Origin of the sequence: Pontibacter mangrovi (assembly GCF_006385705.1) — a bacterium.
Classification (GTDB): Bacteria; Bacteroidota; Bacteroidia; order Cytophagales; family Hymenobacteraceae; genus Pontibacter; species Pontibacter mangrovi.
Window position 1 is genome coordinate 204,549 of the sequence record NZ_VFRQ01000006.1, and the last position, 20,207, is coordinate 224,755.

At 50.6% G+C, this 20,207-nt stretch carries 18 protein-coding genes and 1 tRNA gene; 8 read left to right on the forward strand and 11 right to left on the reverse strand.

Features of this window, described 5'->3' with window-relative positions:
* The first annotated feature begins 1,048 nt into the window (after positions 1-1,048).
* The 5 genes from FJM65_RS12745 to FJM65_RS12765 all read left to right on the forward strand — a co-directional run bounded on the left by FJM65_RS12745 (position 1,049) and on the right by FJM65_RS12765 (position 5,088).
* The gene (locus FJM65_RS12745; protein WP_140621922.1) at positions 1,049-1,873 is read left to right on the forward strand and encodes a hypothetical protein; all 825 of its coding nucleotides are present in this window, start codon (positions 1,049-1,051) and stop codon (positions 1,871-1,873) included.
* Positions 1,874-2,005: 132 nt separating this feature from the next.
* Positions 2,006-2,698, forward strand: a complete 693-nt coding sequence (locus tag FJM65_RS12750) for a hypothetical protein (RefSeq protein WP_140621923.1) — start codon at positions 2,006-2,008, stop codon at positions 2,696-2,698.
* 33 nt (positions 2,699-2,731) lie between these two features.
* A complete protein-coding gene (locus FJM65_RS12755; protein WP_140621924.1) occupies positions 2,732-3,700 on the forward strand; it encodes a PD-(D/E)XK nuclease family protein in 969 nt (322 codons plus the stop codon).
* Positions 3,700-4,719, forward strand: coding sequence for an HNH endonuclease domain-containing protein (locus FJM65_RS12760; protein ID WP_140621925.1), 1,020 nt, complete (start codon positions 3,700-3,702; stop codon positions 4,717-4,719). The genes FJM65_RS12755 and FJM65_RS12760 overlap by 1 nt, the downstream gene beginning before the upstream one ends.
* Positions 4,720-4,722: 3 nt before the next feature.
* A complete protein-coding gene (locus tag FJM65_RS12765) occupies positions 4,723-5,088 on the forward strand; it encodes an HIT family protein (RefSeq protein WP_140621926.1) in 366 nt (121 codons plus the stop codon).
* On the opposite strand, the gene FJM65_RS12770 is transcribed toward FJM65_RS12765, so the two are convergent.
* The 7 genes from FJM65_RS12770 to mltG all read right to left on the reverse strand — a co-directional run bounded on the left by FJM65_RS12770 (position 5,082) and on the right by mltG (position 11,960).
* Positions 5,082-6,026, reverse strand: coding sequence for a hypothetical protein (locus tag FJM65_RS12770; RefSeq protein WP_140621927.1), 945 nt, complete (start codon positions 6,024-6,026; stop codon positions 5,082-5,084). The genes FJM65_RS12765 and FJM65_RS12770 overlap by 7 nt on opposite strands.
* 549 nt (positions 6,027-6,575) lie before the next feature.
* Complete coding sequence (locus FJM65_RS12780; RefSeq protein ID WP_140621929.1) at positions 6,576-6,968, reverse strand: hypothetical protein; 393 nt, start codon at positions 6,966-6,968, stop codon at positions 6,576-6,578.
* A 244-nt stretch (positions 6,969-7,212) separates the two neighbouring features.
* Positions 7,213-7,297 (reverse strand) — tRNA-Ser (locus tag FJM65_RS12785).
* A gap of 116 nt (positions 7,298-7,413) precedes the next feature.
* The gene (locus FJM65_RS12790; protein WP_140621930.1) at positions 7,414-9,255 is read right to left on the reverse strand and encodes a DUF4153 domain-containing protein; all 1,842 of its coding nucleotides are present in this window, start codon (positions 9,253-9,255) and stop codon (positions 7,414-7,416) included.
* A 91-nt stretch (positions 9,256-9,346) separates the two neighbouring features.
* The gene (locus FJM65_RS12795; RefSeq protein ID WP_140621931.1) at positions 9,347-10,321 is read right to left on the reverse strand and encodes a YihY/virulence factor BrkB family protein; all 975 of its coding nucleotides are present in this window, start codon (positions 10,319-10,321) and stop codon (positions 9,347-9,349) included.
* Positions 10,318-10,731 (reverse strand): acyl-CoA thioesterase, encoded by a 414-nt coding sequence (locus FJM65_RS12800; protein ID WP_140621932.1) that lies wholly within the window; start codon positions 10,729-10,731, stop codon positions 10,318-10,320. The genes FJM65_RS12795 and FJM65_RS12800 overlap by 4 nt, the downstream gene beginning before the upstream one ends.
* A 152-nt stretch (positions 10,732-10,883) precedes the next feature.
* Positions 10,884-11,960, reverse strand: coding sequence for an endolytic transglycosylase MltG (gene mltG / locus FJM65_RS12805; RefSeq protein WP_239022942.1), 1,077 nt, complete (start codon positions 11,958-11,960; stop codon positions 10,884-10,886).
* A 341-nt stretch (positions 11,961-12,301) separates the two neighbouring features.
* Here mltG and FJM65_RS12810 point away from each other — a divergent pair, with 341 nt between their 5' ends.
* The 3 genes from FJM65_RS12810 (at position 12,302) to FJM65_RS12820 (ending at position 15,959) form a co-directional block, all read left to right on the forward strand.
* Positions 12,302-13,861, forward strand: a complete 1,560-nt coding sequence (locus tag FJM65_RS12810; protein ID WP_140621933.1) for an acyl-CoA carboxylase subunit beta — start codon at positions 12,302-12,304, stop codon at positions 13,859-13,861.
* 107 nt (positions 13,862-13,968) lie between these two features.
* The gene (locus tag FJM65_RS12815) at positions 13,969-15,039 is read left to right on the forward strand and encodes a M42 family metallopeptidase (RefSeq protein ID WP_140621934.1); all 1,071 of its coding nucleotides are present in this window, start codon (positions 13,969-13,971) and stop codon (positions 15,037-15,039) included.
* Positions 15,040-15,179: 140 nt separating this feature from the next.
* Positions 15,180-15,959, forward strand: a complete 780-nt coding sequence (locus tag FJM65_RS12820) for a helical backbone metal receptor (protein ID WP_140622071.1) — start codon at positions 15,180-15,182, stop codon at positions 15,957-15,959.
* Positions 15,960-16,022: 63 nt separating this feature from the next.
* Here FJM65_RS12820 and FJM65_RS12825 read toward each other — a convergent pair whose 3' ends face one another.
* The 4 genes from FJM65_RS12825 to FJM65_RS12840 form a co-directional block, all read right to left on the reverse strand.
* Positions 16,023-16,547: a hypothetical protein gene (locus FJM65_RS12825; RefSeq protein WP_140621935.1), complete on the reverse strand. Its 525-nt coding sequence runs from the start codon at positions 16,545-16,547 to the stop codon at positions 16,023-16,025.
* A gap of 6 nt (positions 16,548-16,553) precedes the next feature.
* Positions 16,554-17,783, reverse strand: coding sequence for a 3-phosphoshikimate 1-carboxyvinyltransferase (locus FJM65_RS12830; RefSeq protein ID WP_140622072.1), 1,230 nt, complete (start codon positions 17,781-17,783; stop codon positions 16,554-16,556).
* A complete protein-coding gene (gene aroB, locus FJM65_RS12835; RefSeq protein WP_140621936.1) occupies positions 17,783-18,817 on the reverse strand; it encodes a 3-dehydroquinate synthase in 1,035 nt (344 codons plus the stop codon). The genes FJM65_RS12830 and aroB overlap by 1 nt, the downstream gene beginning before the upstream one ends.
* 90 nt (positions 18,818-18,907) lie before the next feature.
* The gene (locus tag FJM65_RS12840; RefSeq protein ID WP_140621937.1) at positions 18,908-19,996 is read right to left on the reverse strand and encodes a bifunctional 3-deoxy-7-phosphoheptulonate synthase/chorismate mutase type II; all 1,089 of its coding nucleotides are present in this window, start codon (positions 19,994-19,996) and stop codon (positions 18,908-18,910) included.
* Between the last annotated feature and the right edge of the window lie 211 nt (positions 19,997-20,207).

The following is a 20,207-nucleotide window of genomic DNA, read 5'->3' on the forward strand; positions in this document are numbered from 1 at the left end:
CTCTATGATTTTAGAGAGGACATAGGCGTATTTGTCCTGATGGTCAAGTATGTATCGTTCACTGTTATATTTGGCTAATAGCAGTTCTTTTAAATTAACTTTAGATGGTATGTAAAGCTTTCTTTCATTTTTCTTAATCTTCATTTTAACTAATTTGAATTTCTGTTATATATCTTTCTGATATATCTTCTATTAGAAATTTTCAATTAGTTGTATGATAGAATAAAGAATATTTACAGCTAAACCATTTCCTGTCGTTCTGAATACCAACTATGATTTTATCTGTCATTCACTACCGCTCATAACAGATGATACCATACCCAATAATGATGTAGAATCAATCATTGGGTTAATTTCTTTGTCTGTAGATAATAGTTACTATAAGTAAATATTATATATCATTAACTTGTATAAAATTGGCTCAAATTCCATTTCATATAATTTTCTTCATTCTTTATCTTATGGTTAATGACTTGTAAGATAATTTATTCCTAAATCCCTCTCTATTAACTGCATTCGCAGTTTTTAGACTACTTTTTAGATGCCTAAAATTTCACATTTTTTCACATGTTTTACCTGCATGAGCGGTGAGCGAGTGCAACAGTTACCTGAGAGCGAAAGCGAACAGGTAGCTTTCAGAATGGATACAGATACAAATCTGTTACAGGAATTATGAGAGGATATTTACCTAATGTTAATGATGTAAAAGGGATACAAAAGCTTCTTTACCTATAAGTAAAAGATAGTATAGTATATCATTAACTTGTATAAAACTGATTCGTCAATCATATCAGTACACCTACTTCACGATTACCTCACATCAGGCTCATTACAGCACTTATAGGAACAAATCTATACCATCGCTTACAAGACCCTTCTGTGGTAACTGGTGCTGCTACAGTGGCTAATAACGCTTTAAATGAGCAGTTATATGCACTGCTGATAAGGTTAAATAAGTGCTGTTTGAATTCCTGAAATTAATATTACGAATCATCAAACTAATTCATTTTCTGGTGTATAATGAACATAAACAATCAAAATACACAGAATGAACAATACAGTTATCAACCAGCAAAAAGACACAACAAATCTTTATAGGCAGTTAACTCTCAACAGTCCACTATTCGAATACCTGAAGCCAGCAGACTACAACCTATATGATGAGGATGAGGGTGTCATACATATCCATAAATTGGGATTTGACCAGAATCGAGTTTTCTATGATATAAGAAACTACACCCATATCGCTACAAATACAGTAACGTATAGCCTGGAACCATCAGGTGCTATATGCTTTAGAATCCTCAACAAAATCAAGAATAAGCAGAACACCATATTAATACATGAGCCAATACACCAGGAAATAATTGAATATATTTTTCAGATAAAACTAAGCCCAGTGGTAGTAACACTGCCGTTTGTTGACAGTGATAGCTTCTATGAGAGAATGATGAATCTATCCTCCAACACCGATGTGTTCACTCCTCGATTTGCAGATATCTACTTGGACACAGAAGCAAACAAATCATGTGAAGTACATGCACGGACTTTGTGTGAGTACCAAGCAGGAGTCGCACACATTAAATACTTGATTGACTCACTTCCAGAGTCAGTTTGGTTAGAGGCGGATGATAGACAGAATAATGTGTTGTATAAGCACCTCTTCGTAGAGGAGGATGAGGATACCTTAGTCTTTTCACTCTACACCAGGAAGAATGGTATCCATTCCTCCATACACCACTTCTGTTTAGAATTTTCGGATGTAAGAGATGATATTCAGGTGTATTGTCATCATGAGAACAAAGAGTTACTCCAAAAGCTGAAGCCAATGTACAGAAAGTATAGCATGAATGATATTCTAAGAGCGATGTAGTTTAACTATTATGGAACCTGGAATTCGATGTAAGAATATAATATTAGCTATATTGCTACTTCACTGGCTTTACAGATTTTATAAGTCAACGGTACAGTTTAAATAGATTTCTCAGTTAAATCAACATAGTTTTTGGAGCATCTAAAACAGTTTCTTTCCATTGCCCTGCTTGTAGTTAGTAAAGCGCTACTACACATTTTGATATTATCCAAAGCCACTCTGATGGCAATATATCAAATCCTTGCAGGTGTATTTGGGTGGGAAAAAGAGAAGAGAAACAGGAGTAACAAGCACTTTAGGTACCACCAGCGCAGTAAAAACTACCGTTCCCATAAAACCACTTATGTTAACAAGCGAAAGAGTAGTGCCGACTCCAAAAGCAAGGGCGATAAGTTCGAAGCGTATATTGTGAAAAGCCTGAATCAAAACTACTTCAAAGTTAAGGAATGGCGTGGCGATAAGTATGTTGATGGCAGATACGCTGAGTCTAACATGCTTCCAGACTTGGAGATAGAGTACAGCCACAATTCAGTGACCTCCCGATTTGCCATAGAGTGTAAGTACAGGACATCTGTAATTGATGATGCCGTTGAGATAGCAAAACCTTACCAACTGGATAACTACTCTAAGTTCTCAGAAGAAAAGGATATGCCTGTCTTCATCGCTCTGGGTCTTGGTGGCTATCCTAATAGTCCAGATGAAGAATTCATCATACCACTTGACAGTATCAACAACAATCTTATTTCATATGGTGAGTTACGTCAGTTCAGGCGAAGGCATCAAGGCAACTTGTTCTATGATTGCCGCATGCAGGAGCTTAGATAAGTGTCTTTATTGACCATTTAATAGTAGCCATAAATGAACATCTTTAAGTCTCTTTCCCAAGGCAACGGGAGGATATCGGAAACAAACATAACCTCATTCCTTAGCTATCTGCTAAACACCTCTAATGAGCTGAACAACTCTTTTCTCCTGCTATTCTTCCAGCTTATGGACAACAACTCAGCGGGGAGCAAAATAGGAGACCTATTAAACCTGAAGCAGCCGACACTGCGTGAGAGAATCATTTATTTCACGAACAACTATGTGGTAAGCGCCATACCAGAGTTCTCCATAAAGTATGACCAGAGTGAGCAGATAGCAGACGTACTGGTTCGGGTATCATCGAAAAGAGATGAAACAGATGTATGCTACATTGTCATCGAGAACAAGATAAAGAAGGCATCTGCCAGCACATGGCAGGTCTCGAAGCAGTATGATTACTTTATCAACTCTGCCGACTATGAACAGAACGTGCCAGTGTTCTCCATCCTAATCACAACCGACAGTGCAGCGTTCTCTTCTATGCATGCCAATGCTGTGGCGGTGAACCCGAACTCCATTTGGCTGAAGTGGACTAACCACACGGAGAGGGATAACTCTGTGGAATCTACCCTGCGCTACCTGATTAAGCATGAGATGGATGCGGAGATACCGCCCATTAACCTAAACACGCAGTTTATCATTAAGTCTTTCATAGATTACATTGCCACTGAGTTTGCAAACAGGGGCAGTGGTGTGAAGAACTACAGCTTCAACGGCTTTGACGAAGTGGCATCTGCCAGTTTAACGCTGAACGGAAAGAACTATGTGCTGAAGCGGTTCGAGAACAACATGGTCAGGGTGTTCAATGAGGACGATGAGGTTCTTGACATACAGGTAAAACCGCTTCTACGGGATGTTAACCTTGCCTATGGCTTCAACATAGACCTGTTCCACTCCACTGGCAAGGCAAAAAACACACAGATATTCGGCAGGGAGATTATCAATGCGCTAAACAACAACTAATGGTTAAGTTCCAGGTCAACGACCCATCACTCGAATCACAGTGGAGAGCCATCATCCTGTTCGGGAAGAACTCTGCCACCTACAAGTTTGCCTTTGCCAAGGCACTGCTTGAACTGGTTGAGAAAGAAAAGACCGCCATCACGCTCTCTGACCTTGCGGAGCCGTTCTCACGGCATGTAGTGGAGCATCTGAGGCAAAACGACAAGCAGGGCAACTCCACATCCAGCAAGTTCCTGGACACGTGCAGAAGCTTTATAAATAGCCAAATCACAAAAGAAGAGTTAATTATCCAGACCGAGAAACTTGGTTTTGTGAACGTGGTGGATGCCTTTCAGGTGGTCAACAGGGATATCGTTCCTAACCCATTCTACCAGAAGAACTACACCAACGGCAAGAAGGAAATCATCATAACCGATAACCTGCTGCGCCTGAAAGAGTCATTTCATTTTCAAAACTTCGGGCAAGAGGCAGAAGCGAGGTGGTGCTTGGTAGAGACTGCATGGAATCTTAACATCAACCCGAACCTGTTGGAAGTGCAGTTCGATGAGGACAAGAGCCTTTTCTTCCTGGAAAACAGTCTTATGCGCAGGGTGGACATCACCTCTGTTCGTGACTCGCTCAACGGCTATCAGAAAGGAAAATGCTTTTACAGCTTCCAGGATATCTCCGTTAACAGTCTGTCGCCAGACTTATGCGAAGTTGACCACTTTCTGCCGCACGTAAACAAGCCTTATCACCTGCCAGCGAATATCAATGGTGTCTGGAACCTTGTGTTGGCAGACAAGGATGTGAATGGGAAAAAGCTTGCGAGGATACCAGAAATAAAGTATCTGCAACGACTTTACAACCGAAACGAGTTCTTCATCGAGAGCAAACATCCTTTGTCTGAAACCATCGTCAACCAAACTGGCGACACACCTGAGAAACGTAAGCGGTTTCTCGAATATCATTACAACATCGCCTTACAGAACTCCATCCACACATGGAGACCCGAAATCGAGTTACCATCCACATTTTAAGCCATGAGTGTTTTTCTCGAAATCCCTGAGGACAGAATCATATACAAGGACGACCATTTTTTCATTATCAGGGATAAATACCCCGTTTCGCCTGGTCATTCGCTTATCATCTCCAACCAACTCAGGTCTGACTACTTTGACCTGACAGAAGACGAGAAGCTGCACTTGGTGGGTGTTATTGATAAGTGCAAGCAGCTTATCGAACAAGAATTCTCGCCTGATGGCTACAACATCGGCATGAACTGCGGTGAGGTAGCTGGTCAAACAGTCTACCACTTCCATTGTCACCTCATACCCCGCTACATCGGAGACATGGTTGACCCAAGAGGTGGTGTGAGGCACTGCGTGGCTGGAAAAGGGTATTATTGATACGGTAAGCAACTCATCCTATACTGCTCAGCTCTCTCGTACAGTTGCTGGAAGTCATTTTTGTGCAGGTGATAAAAATGTATCTGTTTTGGGTATTCGTGTTCCTTATTTGCTTCTAAAAACTCCAAGAACTTATTGTATTCCCCTCTTAACCACGGTGAAAGACCCAATTTTTCGATTTTGTTTCTATTACAGAATTGCAGTATCTGTTCAAAGCTGTAGTCTTTCAAAATTTCAATTTTAGGAGCGACGCTTTTTAGATTATGTGCTTCCAAAGGGGAGCAACGCACGAATAGGGAATCAAGCTCATTGTATTGTTCCCACATGTTTTGCCATTGGACTGATATGGTTCTATTCCCTAATCGAAATTTGGCTGACTCACCTGGTTTCTTTCTGACTTTATAGACGCAGAACTCTTTGTTGTACCTATAATATTCCGAGAATATTTTAGGGTCTATATACTCATCATCCTTTTCGCTAAGCAGCGTAGCCTCCTGAGGTAGATTAAAATGCTTCTTCTTCCATTTCCTAAGCCCGTAGTAGCTCGGGCATGCTATGTGTAGGTACTCATCTTTCAGTATAGGCAGTATGTTACTGAAACTCCAATTTCCGTGAATAGGATAAAATCCGTTTCCCTCACTAAGTCCCTCATTTATACATACATAGGCATCAAGCCTTGCACCAACTTCTTTCATCAGCGCACCAGCTCTCACTGAGTCTAAACCGATGCAAATAACGTTGCCCTTAATAGCGATAACTTCAGGAAAGCATTTGTCCACCAGCACTATATTGTCAAAAGGCAGGTCTTCGTAACCTTCTCGTATGCGTCTCCCAGAAGCTACGTACAACAGATTTCTCTTATTGTCTAACCTCTCTTTTAATATCTTTTTATCTAAGCATGAAATGACTTTTGGAGATTGGTAAGACAGTTGTTTCATTCAGTTAATTATAGGAATTATTGTCAGGTATAACTTACATAAAGATAGTCATAAATATGCTGATATCCTAATATTTAAACCTGTAAAATGTTGTGGACCAGTTATTTGAAAAAAGTTATGAGATAAAAGGTTTCGAAAAGGAAAAGACTATTAGACGATGTTCATCTTTACGAAATCATCAAATGTGTCGTACTTTACAATTCCAATCACAAAGTCAATCACATGGGAAACATCATCAAAGCAGTATGTACTTGCGGATTAGAGTCCGACACCATCCACCAAGGTATTGGGTTCAGATACTTCGAGAATGGCGTCAGAACGGAACCTGCGTACTGCGATTCCTGCGCTATAGTGGTCGGCAGGGATACGAGCAAAAGCTTCTCTAAGTGTCCACAATGCCGTAGGAAGGTAAAGTTCTACAAAGAGGACGTGGAAGAAAGTGATATCGAAAAAAGCTTAGGCTTAGCCACGGACGACTATCTGGATGAAAAGGAACAATGGCACTGCCCAAGATGCAAAAGGGAAACGCTCCGATTCGAAAGCATGGGGCTATGGGATTAGGCTTGCCTCCCCACTACTTTGAGACTTTGAGACTTCGACACCCGCCACACTCACTACCCTATTCAGCAGCGTCAGAAACTCGTCAAAATCGTCAGGGTAGGCATTAGAGCCATAGGAGTTGACATTGATGGCGTCACCTTTCGCCTTTATTTCAAATTGAGTTCCATCCAGTATACCGCTGTCGTACCTTCTTTTCCATCTACAGCGGGTTAGAAACTCAACCACCCTATCCCAATCTTCATTCTTAACGACTGATACCATTTCATTATGCTCTGGCATAGGTATGCCGATATAGTCGGAAACGACAAGGTTATCGTCCTGCAAAACGATACGATAGCTGTGGTCACGTCCGTAGCCGCCAAGGTAGAAGTCAAAGGTCATAGTTATAGGTAAATTTAACAGATTCTAAATATAGCTACTACGACCAGTATACTTGAACCACACAGACACATGTTATCCAGAAGGTATATGTGGGTTAATTATGCTTGTAAAAGGAAATTATTTCGAAGACTAAGCAAATGATTGCTTTGTCAAGAATTTTCACAGTTTTGACTAAAACTTGACGAAAACTAAAACAAAAAAGCCCTAAATCGCTGAAAATTAGCTATTTAGGGCTTCTGCTATGCAGAGAGTGAGGGATTCGAACCCCCGGACCTGTTACAGTCAACGGTTTTCAAGACCGCCGCGTTCGACCACTCCGCCAACTCTCTGTCTCAATTCGTGTACAAAAGTAGGGCACCGGTCCGAATTATCAAAACTATACGTCAAAATTTTCACCCGGTTTTTAGTGCGTACCGCACAAGCCACTGAGACTCAAAAAGAAAATTTATGGCCCTGGTGCCACAAACACATCTGCCAGCAGGCTTTGCACCGCATACTTCTGCTTTTTCTGCCGCCCGCTCAGCTCTGCCAGCACCACTTTCAGCTGCACATCTTTCCCTTTCAGCACAAACGTCATCTTCTCCGGGGATATCCTGTCCTGGCCTTTGGCTCCCAGTTTTTTTATCAGCGGCAGCAAGTCCAGCGACAGGGTTTCCTGCTCAAACTGAAAGTATAAAGTGGTAGCGTCCTCCTTCATGGAGATAAGCAAGGGCGCTTTTCCAACCTGGTACTCCCGCTGGTCCACCCCGCCTTCAAAACTCCGCAGGCCAAACTCCAGGGCATAGGTATAGCCCTTAATGTCGTGCACGACCTCAGCGCCATCGTAGGGCTGCGTAGAGAAGTAAAAGTATTGCTCATCTGGCGTGGTTAGGCTTGTCCTGTACTCCAGCCCCATCAAATGCAGCACAGTATCGCGGGCGGCGTAGCTTCGCTGCCAGCGGTTGCCATCAGGGGCTGCAGCGGCGGCAAATGCCTCCTGCAGGTCCACTGCAAACCAAGGCTGCAGCACCTCCAGGTCTTGGTGGCGGGCCAGGTAATCCGTAATGGAGCTCACCTCCCGCTCTACCGCCTCGCTTACCTTAGAATGCTGTCGCTGCACTTTGCCGTTCACCAGCACGCGGTTTTGCTCCAGGAGCTTTTCCAGCCGGTATACCTGGCTCCACTGCGACACCTGAAAAGCATTCAATGGCCCGTAAGCGGCAAGCAAAGCCACCAGGCTGAGCGTGATGGGTATAAACTTGATGTGCTTGTGCCGGCTGAAAAGAAAGTATAGCGCTGTGGCAAAAAGCCAGATCGCCAGCACCATGACAATGTAACGCTCCTCTGTGATGCCATACTCCGCCACGCGCCGCCAGATAGCCAGCGCCAGCAGGATAACCAGCGGAAACAGGGCCCGGTAAAACCACTTGGAGAACGTGCGCATCCAGGTGTTTCCCTCCTCAAAACGGATGGGGTGAATGAGCAGAAGCGAGAGGATGCCCACTACCGAAAAACACAGCACCAGCACCGACACCCAACCCTCCGGCCACGCCCACTCTACCACAATCTTGCCGAAGTAGGCATACAGGATCACCAGGTAGAGCGTGACCAGCGGCAGCAGCACGAACTGCGTGAACACCTTCAGCCCTCTCGGGTAGGTTGGAGACACTTCCAGCAGCTGCACATCGGCTGGCACGCCCGCCAAAAAGAACCAGGTGTTGAACACGCCCACCATGAAAAACCACAGTTGGGTGTAGGTTTCGCCATCAACCTGAACGGCAAACAGGTTATCCACTGCCAGCAAAGCCACGATAAGCCCCAGGTAAAGCACAGCAGCATATAGCCCGGAGGTAAGGATGCGCAGGAAAAGTGCCTTGTTAAACTGCCAGAAAGCAGTCTCGCCGGGGACATGGAAGAACATCACATATGAAGCGGCCAGGTGCAGCGCCAACGCCAGCATCAGGAAGCGCAGCCAGTGCTCGTCCAGCAGCTCCTCAGGCAAAAACCAGTAGTAGAGCACCAGCAGGGCCAGCCCCAGCACCCGTAGCAGCACCCGCCCGCGCAATGAAAGACGGTAACGGCGCACCAGCAGTTCCAGCGTAAAAAAAAGGATCAGCCCCAGCGCGCACACCAGTATCAGCTTACCGAGGTAGAGGTGGTGCTGCCGCTGGTCGTAGTCCAGCTCGGTTAGCCACATGGCCGCCGCCGTGCCGGTAAACGCTGACAGCAGCGCCAGCGGGTAGCGTAGGAAGGTAGCCGCCGCCCCCTGCCATAGTTGCTGCAGCGACAGGTTCTTGAAAAAGCCCATACGTTTTATACTTTATACTTGCTCAGGGGCAGCACAAACTAGCCCTGCCCCTGAGCAAGGTACGCATAAAACGACAGGCATAGAAACGGGGCTAAATGTTGGCGCCCGCCATTTTACCGGAGTGTGAGGTTGGGGTGCGCACCAGGCGCTTTGTCACGGTGTCGATGCTGACGTTGATCTCGAAGCCAAGTATGAGGATCATGGAGACAAAATCGAGCCAGATCATCAAACCGATCAGGGCCCCGATGGACCCATAAAACTTGTTATAGGTATCGAAGGCGCTGATGTAGAGCGAGAAGGCCATCGACACCAGGAAGATAAGACCGGTTGCCACCACCGCCCCTGCCGAAAAGAAGGGCCACTTATCCTCTATGGCCGGCACAAAGTAGTAGATAAGCGAGGTGGCCAGCAGGAAAAGCATGATGATGGCCACATATTTGAGCACCACCAGCAGCGTATAGGTATAGCTCTCGGTCACCACTTCATAGAAAACTAGCACATCCAGTATCCACTGCCCGAAGAAGATAGCGGCCACCGCGGTGAGCAGGATCATGCTCAGCACCACCGTGAGCGCCGTGGCGATAAAGCGCTTGCGCAGGTAGCTGCGTTTGTAAAACGTATGGTATTTCTTATCAAACGCGTCCATCAGCGACATAATGCCGTTGGTAGAGAGCACCAGCGCGAACAGGAAACCAAAGGACAGCAAGCCGCCGCGGGGCTTGTTCACAATGTCTTCGATGGTGGTATAGGCCGCCGCATACATCTCCTCGGGCATAAACTCGGCCAGGAAGTCGAGGATGCTCTCACCCAGGTCCAGCGACAGGATGCTGGGGATGTAGGGGATAAGCGTGAAGAGGAAGATGATGGTGGGAAAAGTGGCCAGCGTAAAGTTAAAGGCCATGTAGGAGGCGCGCTTGGTAATGGAGTCCAGGCGCAGCTCGCCGATCAGCACGTCAGCCACATCATATACCGAAGACCTGCCATTGTTAAACCGCCACCGTTTCAGGAAAACGATGAACTTGCGGTAGGCGCGGCGGCGCTTCAGGTATTGGTGGTTCAGCCTCATGCGCTAAAGTATGGGTCTAACTTCTGGTGTATGAGTTCAGGGATCTCGGTAGGGCGGCCTGTTTTCATGTCCACGAACACCATCAGCGTCTCCCCGATGGTCAGCAGCGTCTCCGCCTCGTTATACACCTCGTACTCAAACTTTATACGCGTGCCATGCGGCCGGCTCTTCACAAACAGCTTAATCGTCAGCAGGTCATCATACTTGGCCGGGCGGATAAACTTGCTCTTCAGCTCCAGCACCGGCATCATGGTGCCCATGGCCTCCATCTCTTTATACTCAATGCCCAGCCTGCGGAAAACCTCGGTACGGGTTACCTCAAAATAGGCGGCGTAATTGCCATGGTACACGTAGCCCATCTGGTCGGTCTCGGCATAGCGCACGCGTAACTGTACTTCGGATGTAAACATAGTTTTATTGTTGATTGCTGATGGTTGATTGTTTGATTGCTATACGAGAGACTTGATTTTTATTATTGCAAAGTATAAAACCGCCTCCGGAGGCATAACTCTATACTTCATCTGGTCCCCAACAATTGGCAATTAACAACCAACCATCAAGCTTACTTCATGATATTCCGCTCGTTCAGGGCGCGGTGAAAGCGGCGCGCGTTGGCCTGGTGCTCTGCCACCGTGGCGGCAAAGGCGTGGTAGCCTGAGAAATCGTCTTTGGCGCAGAAGTACAGGTAGTTGTGCTTCTCCGGGTTCAGCACCGCATCGATGCTGGAGATAAGCGGCACGTTGATAGGCCCCGGCGGCAAGCCTTTATACTTATAGGTGTTGTAAGGCGAGTCGTGCACCAGGTGCTTGTTGAGCACGCGGCGGATGGAGAAATCACCCACGGCAAACACCACGGTCGGATCGGCCTGCAGCAGCATACCGCGCTTCAGCCGGTTTAAGTATACGCCGGCCACGCGTGGCTTCTCATCGTTCTTTATCGTCTCGGCCTGCACAATGGAGGCCAGCGTGGAAACCTGCTGCGGCGTCAGTCCCAGTTCGTCTGCTTTAGCCTTGCGCTCAGCGGTCCAGAACTTGTCGTACTCGGTTTTCATGCGCTGCATGAGCTCCGGTGCCGTTGTGGTCCAGTATACTTCGTAGGTATTCGGGATAAACATGCTCACGATGTTGGTCGTGTCGAAGCCAAGGGTTTCCAGGTAGGCCGCATCATGCAGCAGGCTGTCGAGTTCCTGCTCGCTGGCCTCCACCTCAGTCGCCAGTTTGGCGGCCAGTTGGCTGCGCAGGCGCACGTTGCTGAAGGTCAGGTTGAGCGGTGTCTGCTCGCCCAGGCGCAGCACGCCTATCAGCTGGCGGTTGTTCCAGCCGTCCTCCAGCTTGTAGCGCCCCGGCTTCACCAGCTTGTCATAATCCATCAGCTTGGACATAAAGCGCAGCGAGAGCCTGTCCACAATCACGCCGCTGGCCTCCACAGAGTCCATGGCCTGCTCGTAAGTGGCACCCGTTGGGATGAGCACGTATACTTCACGCCCCTTGGTGTCTACGTTACCCTCAAAAACGATCTGGTAAGCATAGTAGGAGAAACTCACAAACAGGAGCATGAACAGCGATATCAGGCTGGGTATCAGCATGCTCTTCTTCTTGCGCGGTCTCTTTACAGTAGTGTTGTTTACTTCGTTGGCCATAGTGTACATAAAAGGCTCGGAACAGGGTTTAGGTTCCGCCGCCGTCTTTAGCGGCTTCAAAAATAGTACATCCGGGGCTAATTAAGAACGCGCGCAGCAGAAAATGCCGTACGCCGCCACTTTTATACTTTCTCAGGGGCTTTTAAAGGCGCGCAGAGGCCCCAGCTGCACCGCCACATTGGCAGCACTAATCGGAAACCCGTAAACGGCGCCTGCCTCCTTCCCAGGGCGCTATCCCCCCTTCCTATTCAAAAAATGCCACAATTGTACCATTATTAGCGCCAGAGTTTATAAATTTGAGGAAACTAACATTAAGAACTCTATATATTTTCATACCCTATATGGCAGGAGAAACCAGAGAGGCCCAGATTAAAACCCTTGAGCGAAAAAACGCAGAAGCCCTGCTTGGCGGCGGCAAAGAAAGAATTGAGGCACAGCACAAAAAAGGAAAACTCACCGCCCGCGAGCGTATTCACCTGTTGATGGATGAAGGCTCCTTCGAGGAGATCGGTAAATTTGTGATGCACCGCTCCAAGGACTTCGGTCTGGACAAGCAGTATTACCTGGGCGATGGCGTGGTGACCGGTTACGGCACCATCAACGGCCGCCTGGTCTATGTGTTCTCCCAGGATTTCACGGTGCTGGGCGGCTCGCTCTCTGAAACGCATGCCGAGAAGATCGTGAAGATCATGGAGCTGGCCATGAAGAACGGCGCGCCGGTGATCGGGCTGAACGACTCGGGCGGGGCCCGTATCCAGGAGGGTGTCGTATCGCTGGGCGGTTATGCCGATATCTTCTACCGCAACACGCTGGCTTCCGGCGTTATCCCGCAGATCTCGGCCATCATGGGCCCCTGCGCGGGCGGCGCGGTATACTCCCCGGCCATCACCGATTTTATCATGATGGTGGAAGATACCTCGTATATGTTCGTGACCGGCCCGAACGTGGTGAAGACGGTGACGCACGAGGAAGTGACCTCCGAGGAACTGGGCGGCGCCAGCACCCACAGCACCAAGAGCGGCGTCACGCACTTCTCCTGCGCCAACGAGGTAGAGTGCATCACACACCTTAAGAAACTACTGAGCTACATCCCGCAGAACTGTGAGGAACTGCCGCCGTCGCTGCCCTACGAGGCGCAGGCAGACGAAACCCGCCAGGTGCTCGACACCATTATCCCGGAGAACCCGAACCAGCCCTACGACATCCGTGAGGTGATCGAGGGCATCATCGACGAGGATTCTTTCCTGGAGGTGCACAAGAACTTTGGGGAGAACATCGTGGTGGGATTTGCCCGCCTGGGTGGCCGCAGCATCGGCATCGTGGGCAATCAGCCAGCCGTGCTCGCCGGCGTACTGGATATTAACGCCAGCACCAAGGCCGCCCGCTTCGTGCGCTTCTGCGACAGCTTTAACGTGCCGCTGCTGGTGCTCGAGGACGTGCCGGGCTTCCTGCCAGGCACTGACCAGGAGTGGCGCGGCATCATCACCAACGGGGCCAAACTGCTGTATGCTTTCTGCGAGGCTACTGTTCCGCGCATCACGGTGATTACCCGCAAAGCCTACGGCGGTGCTTACGACGTGATGAACTCCAAGCACATCGGGGCCGACATGAACTTTGCCTGGCCAACGGCCGAGATCGCCGTAATGGGCGCGCAGGGGGCCGCCGAGATTATCTTTAAGCGTGAGATTGCGCAGGCCGAGGACCCGGAGGCGAAACTGGCTGAGAAGGTACAGGAGTATAAAGAGAAGTTCGCCACGCCATACCGTGCCGCCCACCGTGGCTTCATCGACGAGGTGATCATGCCGCACGAGACACGCGCCAAGCTGATAAAGGCATTTAAGATGCTGGAGAACAAAGCGGTAACGCTGCCACGCAAGAAGCACGGCAACATTCCGCTGTAGTTTAATTATAAATTTAAAATTAGAAATTAGAAATGCTCGTATATAACTACCTGCATTCTGCTTCTAATCATTTATAATTTTTAATTTCTAATTTTTAAGTAGCCATCATGCGACAAGAATCTTTTGATTTTCTGCAGAAATACCTGAATAACTCCTCTCCTACCGGCTTCGAGTCGGAGGGGCAGAAGCTTTGGCTGGAATATGTGAAGCCATACATTGACGAATACTTTGTTGATACCTACGGCACTGTGGTGGGTGTGATTAACCCGGAAGCGGAGTATAAAGTGGTTATTGAGGCGCATGCCGACGAGATCAGCTGGTTTGTAAACTACATTACGCCAGAGGGTTACATTTACCTGAAGCGCAACGGCGGCTCCGATGCCCTGATCGCGCCATCCAAGCGGGTGAACATTTATACTGCCAAAGGTGTTGTGAAGGCTGTTTTCGGGTGGCCGGCCATCCACGTGCGCAAGGTAGACCAGGACAAGGCGCCGACCATAGAGACCGTGTTCCTGGACTGCGGCGCCAGCAACCGCGAGGAAGTGGAGGCCATGGGCATCCACGTGGGCTGCGTGGCGACCTTTGAGGATGAGTTCACGGTGATGAACGACCGCTACTACGTGGGCCGCGCCCTGGATAACCGCATCGGTGGCTTTATGATCGCCGAGGTGGCGCGCCAACTGAAGGAGAACGGCAACCAGCTGCCTTTTGGCCTGTACATTGTAAACTCGGTGCAGGAGGAGATTGGCCTGCGCGGCGCCGAGATGATCGCCCACCGCATCAAGCCGGACGTGGCCATCATCACCGACGTGACGCATGACACGCAGTCGCCGATGTACGACAAGAAGAACAGCGGCGACATCCACTGCGGCAAAGGCCCGGTGATCGCCTACGGCCCGGCGGTGCAGAACAACCTCCGCGACCTGATCATCCATACGGCGCAGGAAAAGGAGATTCCGTTCCAGCGCTCGGCTGTTTCACGTGCCACCGGCACCGACACGGATGCCTTCGCCTACTCCAACGCAGGGGTGGCCTCAGCACTTATCTCGCTGCCGCTCAAGTACATGCACACCACCGTGGAGACCGTGCACAAAGACGACGTAGAGAACGTGATCAAGATGATCTACGAAACCATACTTAAGATTCAGGACAAGCAGGATTTCCGCTACCTGAGTTAAGCATCACTTTTAGCCAGGTGAAAACCCTCGCAGCGCCAACACCTTATGGCCTGTGAGGGTTTTGTTTTTCCGGCCTGTCCTGCGTATGTTCTGATAGCGTTTCACCATTTACCTCTACTGCCGTGACTTTTACCGACCAAATGGGCCACCAGATCACGCTGCCGCAGCCGCCGCAGCGCATTGTCTCTTTAGTGCCATCTCAGACAGAACTCTTATTTGACCTGGGGCTGGCCGACCGTGTCGTAGGCGTTACTAAATTCTGCATTCACCCCAAAGAGCGAGTAAAGCAGAAGGCGAAGATCGGCGGCACCAAGAACTTTCATTTCGATAAGATAGATGAGCTACAGCCCGACCTGATCATCGGCAATAAGGAAGAGAACTATAAGGAAGGCATTGCGCAGCTGCAGCAGAAGTATAAAGTATGGATGAGCGACATTTATACGTTAGAGGACGCGCTGGAAATGCTGCGGCAGGTGGGGCAGCTAACGGGCACCGAGGCCCGGGCAGCTGAGTTGGAGCAAGGAATAAAGTATGGTTTCGGGCAGCTGCAGCCGGTGCAGCCAAGTATAAAAACGGCGTATTTTATCTGGCGAAAGCCTTACATGGCCGTGGGCAGCCGCAACATCATCGACCACATGCTCAGGCGCTGCGGCTTTGTAAATGCTTTTGCCGATTTAGAGCGTTACCCCGAGATCTCGCCCGAAGAGCTACAGCAGGCTGACCCGCAGCTTATACTTTTATCCTCGGAGCCTTACCCGTTTAAAGAAAAGCATGTAGCAGAATTTCAGGAGCTGTGCCCGCAGGCAAGTATAAAAGTGGTGGACGGGGAGATGTTCAGCTGGTACGGCAGCAGGCTGCTGCATGCCCCGGTTTATTTGCAGGGAGTAGTGGAGGAGGTAAAACGGGAGTTGGAAGTATAAATATGATTTTAGGCCTGCCACAAGTTACGCTGTCACTAAACTTGCGGCAGGCCTACTTTACTGTCACAGCCTCCGCAGTAGCCGCCGCGCCCTTTCCGACACCGCCTCAAAATAGGCTACGTCTGCCTGCACCTGCGCTGCCGTTTTGCCCAGCACCTCCCGCTTGTTTGTAGGGTCTGTTAAAGAGGTTAGCGTGATGATTTTTCGCAGGCGCAACTTCTGCTCCTTGTGTATACTTTCCAGGTCCAGCTCCTCCAGCCGCTGCACCAGCTTTTGCCGGAAGTCCTTCTGCTCCACCGCCTCTTCCTCCAGCAAGCGCATCACAGCAGCCACGGCCTCATCTTCGTGTGGGGAGTGCAGGGTAAGCTCCACGAGCTCCTCGGTGCTTGGCAGCGGCAAGCGGATGAGCAGCTCATAGCCGCCACCAGCCTGCTCGCCTGCCATCGTATAGCATTTCATCCAGAACCTGCCAGAGACAGTATCTTTATACACTGCCGCCCAGCCGCCTGCCGCCTCTTCCATCAGCTGCATCCCGCTCAGGCGCTCCTTTAAGAGCTTGGCGTCTCCGTACAGTTTCCGCTCCTGCATACCTAGCTACGCTGTATACTTTATGTCAAAGCCTACTTTCTCCAGATCCTCCCAAAACCGAGGGTAGGACTTGCGCACCACGCCCGGCTCCTGAATAACCACGGGCTCCAGCAAGGCAACTGGCGCAAAGGCCATGGCCATGCGGTGGTCCTGGTAAGTGCGGAACGAGAGGTCTTTTTTGCTGAGGATACCCGGCTCCAGCCGAAACACGCCCGGCGTTACTTCCTGCAACGAGGCGTTCATGCTCAGCACCTCAATCTGCAGGGCCTGGATGCGGTCCGTTTCCTTAATCCGCAGGCTTTCCAGGCCCGTCATATCCACGCGGACGCCCATGGCTGCACACAGGGCCACAACCGTTTGCGCCAGGTCAGGACAGTCGGAGAAATCAAGGGAGATATGCCGCTCGTGCTCTTTTTTCAGCAGCCGCACGCCCTCTTCGGTAAACTCCGTGTACACCCCCAGTCGGTACATGATGTCGGCAATGGCGCGGTCACCCTGAAAGGATTGCTCTTTCAGGCCCAGCAGTGTTATTTCGGCCTCCTTCGCCAGGGCCACCATGCTATACCAGTAGCTCGCCGCCGACCAGTCGGACTCCACCCTAAACGTAGCGGCTTTATACTTCTGTGGTTTTACGGTGATGGTGTTTCCCGTGAAATCAGCCGACACCCCAAAGTGCTGCATCAGCGAGCGCGTCATCTCGATGTAGGGCCGGGAGCCGATCTTTCCTTCCAGTTCCAGCTCCAGTCCATCGGGTAGCAGCGGCGCCATCATCAGCAAGGCAGAGATATACTGGCTGCTGATATCGCTGCGCACTTTCAGGTGCTTTTGGCCGCTGCCCTTAAAACCGCTGATCTTCAGAGGCGGGTACCCCTCCTCTCCCACATAAGCTATACTGGCCCCCAGCTCCCGCAGGGCCTCCACCAGAATCCTGATGGGCCGTTGGCACATACGGTCGGTGCCTGTTAAAGTCTTTTGCTGGCCGGTTATGGCATAAAAGGCCGTCAGGAAGCGCATCACCGTACCGGCGTCTTCGGCGTCTATGGTTTCGGCATCGCTTTGGAGCAGGCGCTGCAGCAGCTGCGTGTCGTTGGCCTCGGAGAGGTTGTGCAATTGCGAGGCCTGCCCTGACAGCGCGGCGATGATCAGCGCGCGGTTAGCTTCGCTCTTGGAGGCAGGCAGTTTTATACGTCCGGTCAGTTTGCCGGTGGGGTGGCTAAGGGTGAGGCTTTGGCTCATCATAAGGTATAGTAGCGTAGTGATTCAACGATTTCCTGCACCGTTACCGGCTGGTCGTACACGGCTTTGCCGATGCCTTGCAGCAAGGTGCAGTTGATGGTGGAGCGGGTGTTCTTCTTGTCCTGCAGCGCCAGCTGCGCTATCTGCTGAATGTCCTGCTCGGTAAGCGGCACTTTCTCATAAACAGACACCAGGAAGGTCTCGATCTTGTCCAGCTCCTCTGCTGTCAGCAGCTCGTGCTTTTGGCTGATCCAGGCCTCACAGCGCATGCCCACGGCCACGGCCTCGCCATGCAGCAGCGCCCGCCCCGGCTGCTCCAGCAGGTAGCTTTCCACAGCGTGGCCCACGGTATGGCCAAAGTTCAGGATCTTGCGCAAACCGCCCTCCAGCGGGTCCTGCTCCACTACCCTGGATTTTATATTGACCGAATGGCGGATCAGCCCCTCCCAGTCCTCTGTGAACAGGCCGATGTGGCGCTGCTCCATAAAGGCGTCCTTGTCGGCAATCAGCCAGTGCTTGATGATCTCGGCATAGCCTGACTTAAGCTCCCGCTGCGGCAGCGTCTGCAGAAAGGCCGGGTTGATGAACACCGCCTGCGGCTCCTGGTACACACCGATATGGTTTTTGAGCCCGTGGAAATCAATACCGGTTTTACCGCCCACGCTGGCATCCACCTGCGCCAGCAGCGTGGTGGGCACCTGCACAAAGTATAAGCCGCGCTTAAAAACGGCCGCACAAAAGCCGCCCATGTCGCCAATCACGCCGCCGCCCAGGTTTACCAGCACCGACCAGCGGTCCAGGTGCAGCTCCGTCATGCGTTGCCAGATCAGCTCGCAGGTCTGCAGGGTTTTGTGCTCCTCCCCGCTCCGGATATGGATCAGGTCGTGCTCAGGCAAGTATGGCTTCAGGATGGGATAGCAGTGGTGCAGCGTGTTCTCGTCTACCAGCACCGCCACCTTGCTAAAGGCGCGGTTGCTGAGTAGCTCGGGCAGCTCCTGCAGCGCCTGCTGGCCTATATGTATGGATTCTGTCATGTGGGCAAGTATAGGAGTTAGAGTTAGATAGTTAGAGAGTTACGGTTTACCAACCTCAACAAGTAAACAAGGAAGCAATTTAACAATAAATTAAACCCCATCTAAAATCTGCGTCTGTTTGCGGATAGACTCTACGTGAATGAGTTTATAAAGCTCTTCCACAAAGGCCGGGTTGACGCCCGCTTCGGAGGCCCAATCGGCCCTTGTCCGGAAGATTTCCTGCCAGCGCTCCAGCTGCAGCACCTGCACGTTGTTCTGTTTTTTATACTCCCCTATCTGCTCTACCAGCGCCATGCGGCGTGCCAGCGCAGCGATGATGTCGTGGTCGGCCGCGTCTATCTGCAGGCGCAGCTGCTCTGAGCGGTTGGCCAGTTCGGCATCATCGTAATGTGTTTTGCGCACCTGCAGCTGCCGCACAATTTCGGCCAGCCTGTCGGGTGTTACCTGCTGCTCGGCATCGCTCAGGGCCAGGTCCGGCGTGGGGTGCGTCTCTATCATCACGCCGTCGTAGCCCAGGTCCAGCGCCTTCTGCGACACCGGGTAGATCAGCTCCCGCTTGCCTCCGATGTGGCTCGGGTCTACCACCATGGCCAGGTCCTGGTAACGCGCCTTCAGCTCAATGGGTATCTGCCACACCGGCACATTTCTATACTTTGTTTTCTGGTAAGACGAAAAGCCGCGGTGAATAGCGGCCAGGTCCGTAACGCCGGCGTGGTAAATGCGCTCCAGGGCCCCAATCCACAAGGCCAGGTCCGGGTTCACGGGGTTTTTCACCATCACCGGCACATTCACGCCCTGCAGCGCGTCGGCGATTTCCTGCACGGCAAAGGGGTTTACGGTGGTGCGGGCCCCGATCCAGAGCACGTCTATCTCCTGCTTCAGGGCCTCCTCCACATGCCGGGCAGTGGCCACCTCGGTCGCCACTTTCATCCCCAGTTCCCGCTTCACGCGATTCAGCCAGGCCAGGCCAGTTGAGCCCACGCCCTCAAAGCTGCCGGGGCGGGTGCGCGGCTTCCAGATGCCCGCCCGGAACAGGTGCACCTGCTGCCGCTTCAGCGCCTCGGCCGTTTGCATTACCTGCGCCTCGCTTTCGGCGCTGCACGGGCCGGCAATCACCAGCGGGCGGTCCGGGTCGGCCTGCAGCGCCGCAAAAAAAGATTCTCTGCTGTTAAACTTCATGTGTTATGCCTCTTGTTACAAAGGTAGCCGAAGCTGCTTAAAAAAGGCAGTTAACGTATGGTTTATACGATAAAAGCCCGCTTCTCCGGCCCCTAGGGTAAAACAGCCAAACCCTTTGCGGTGTTCGGGGCGTGGCACAAGTATAAAAATACCGAAAGCCAGGGCCTTACATGGTTGTGTGCTATGCCTGAAGCAGTATCTTTGCAGCGCT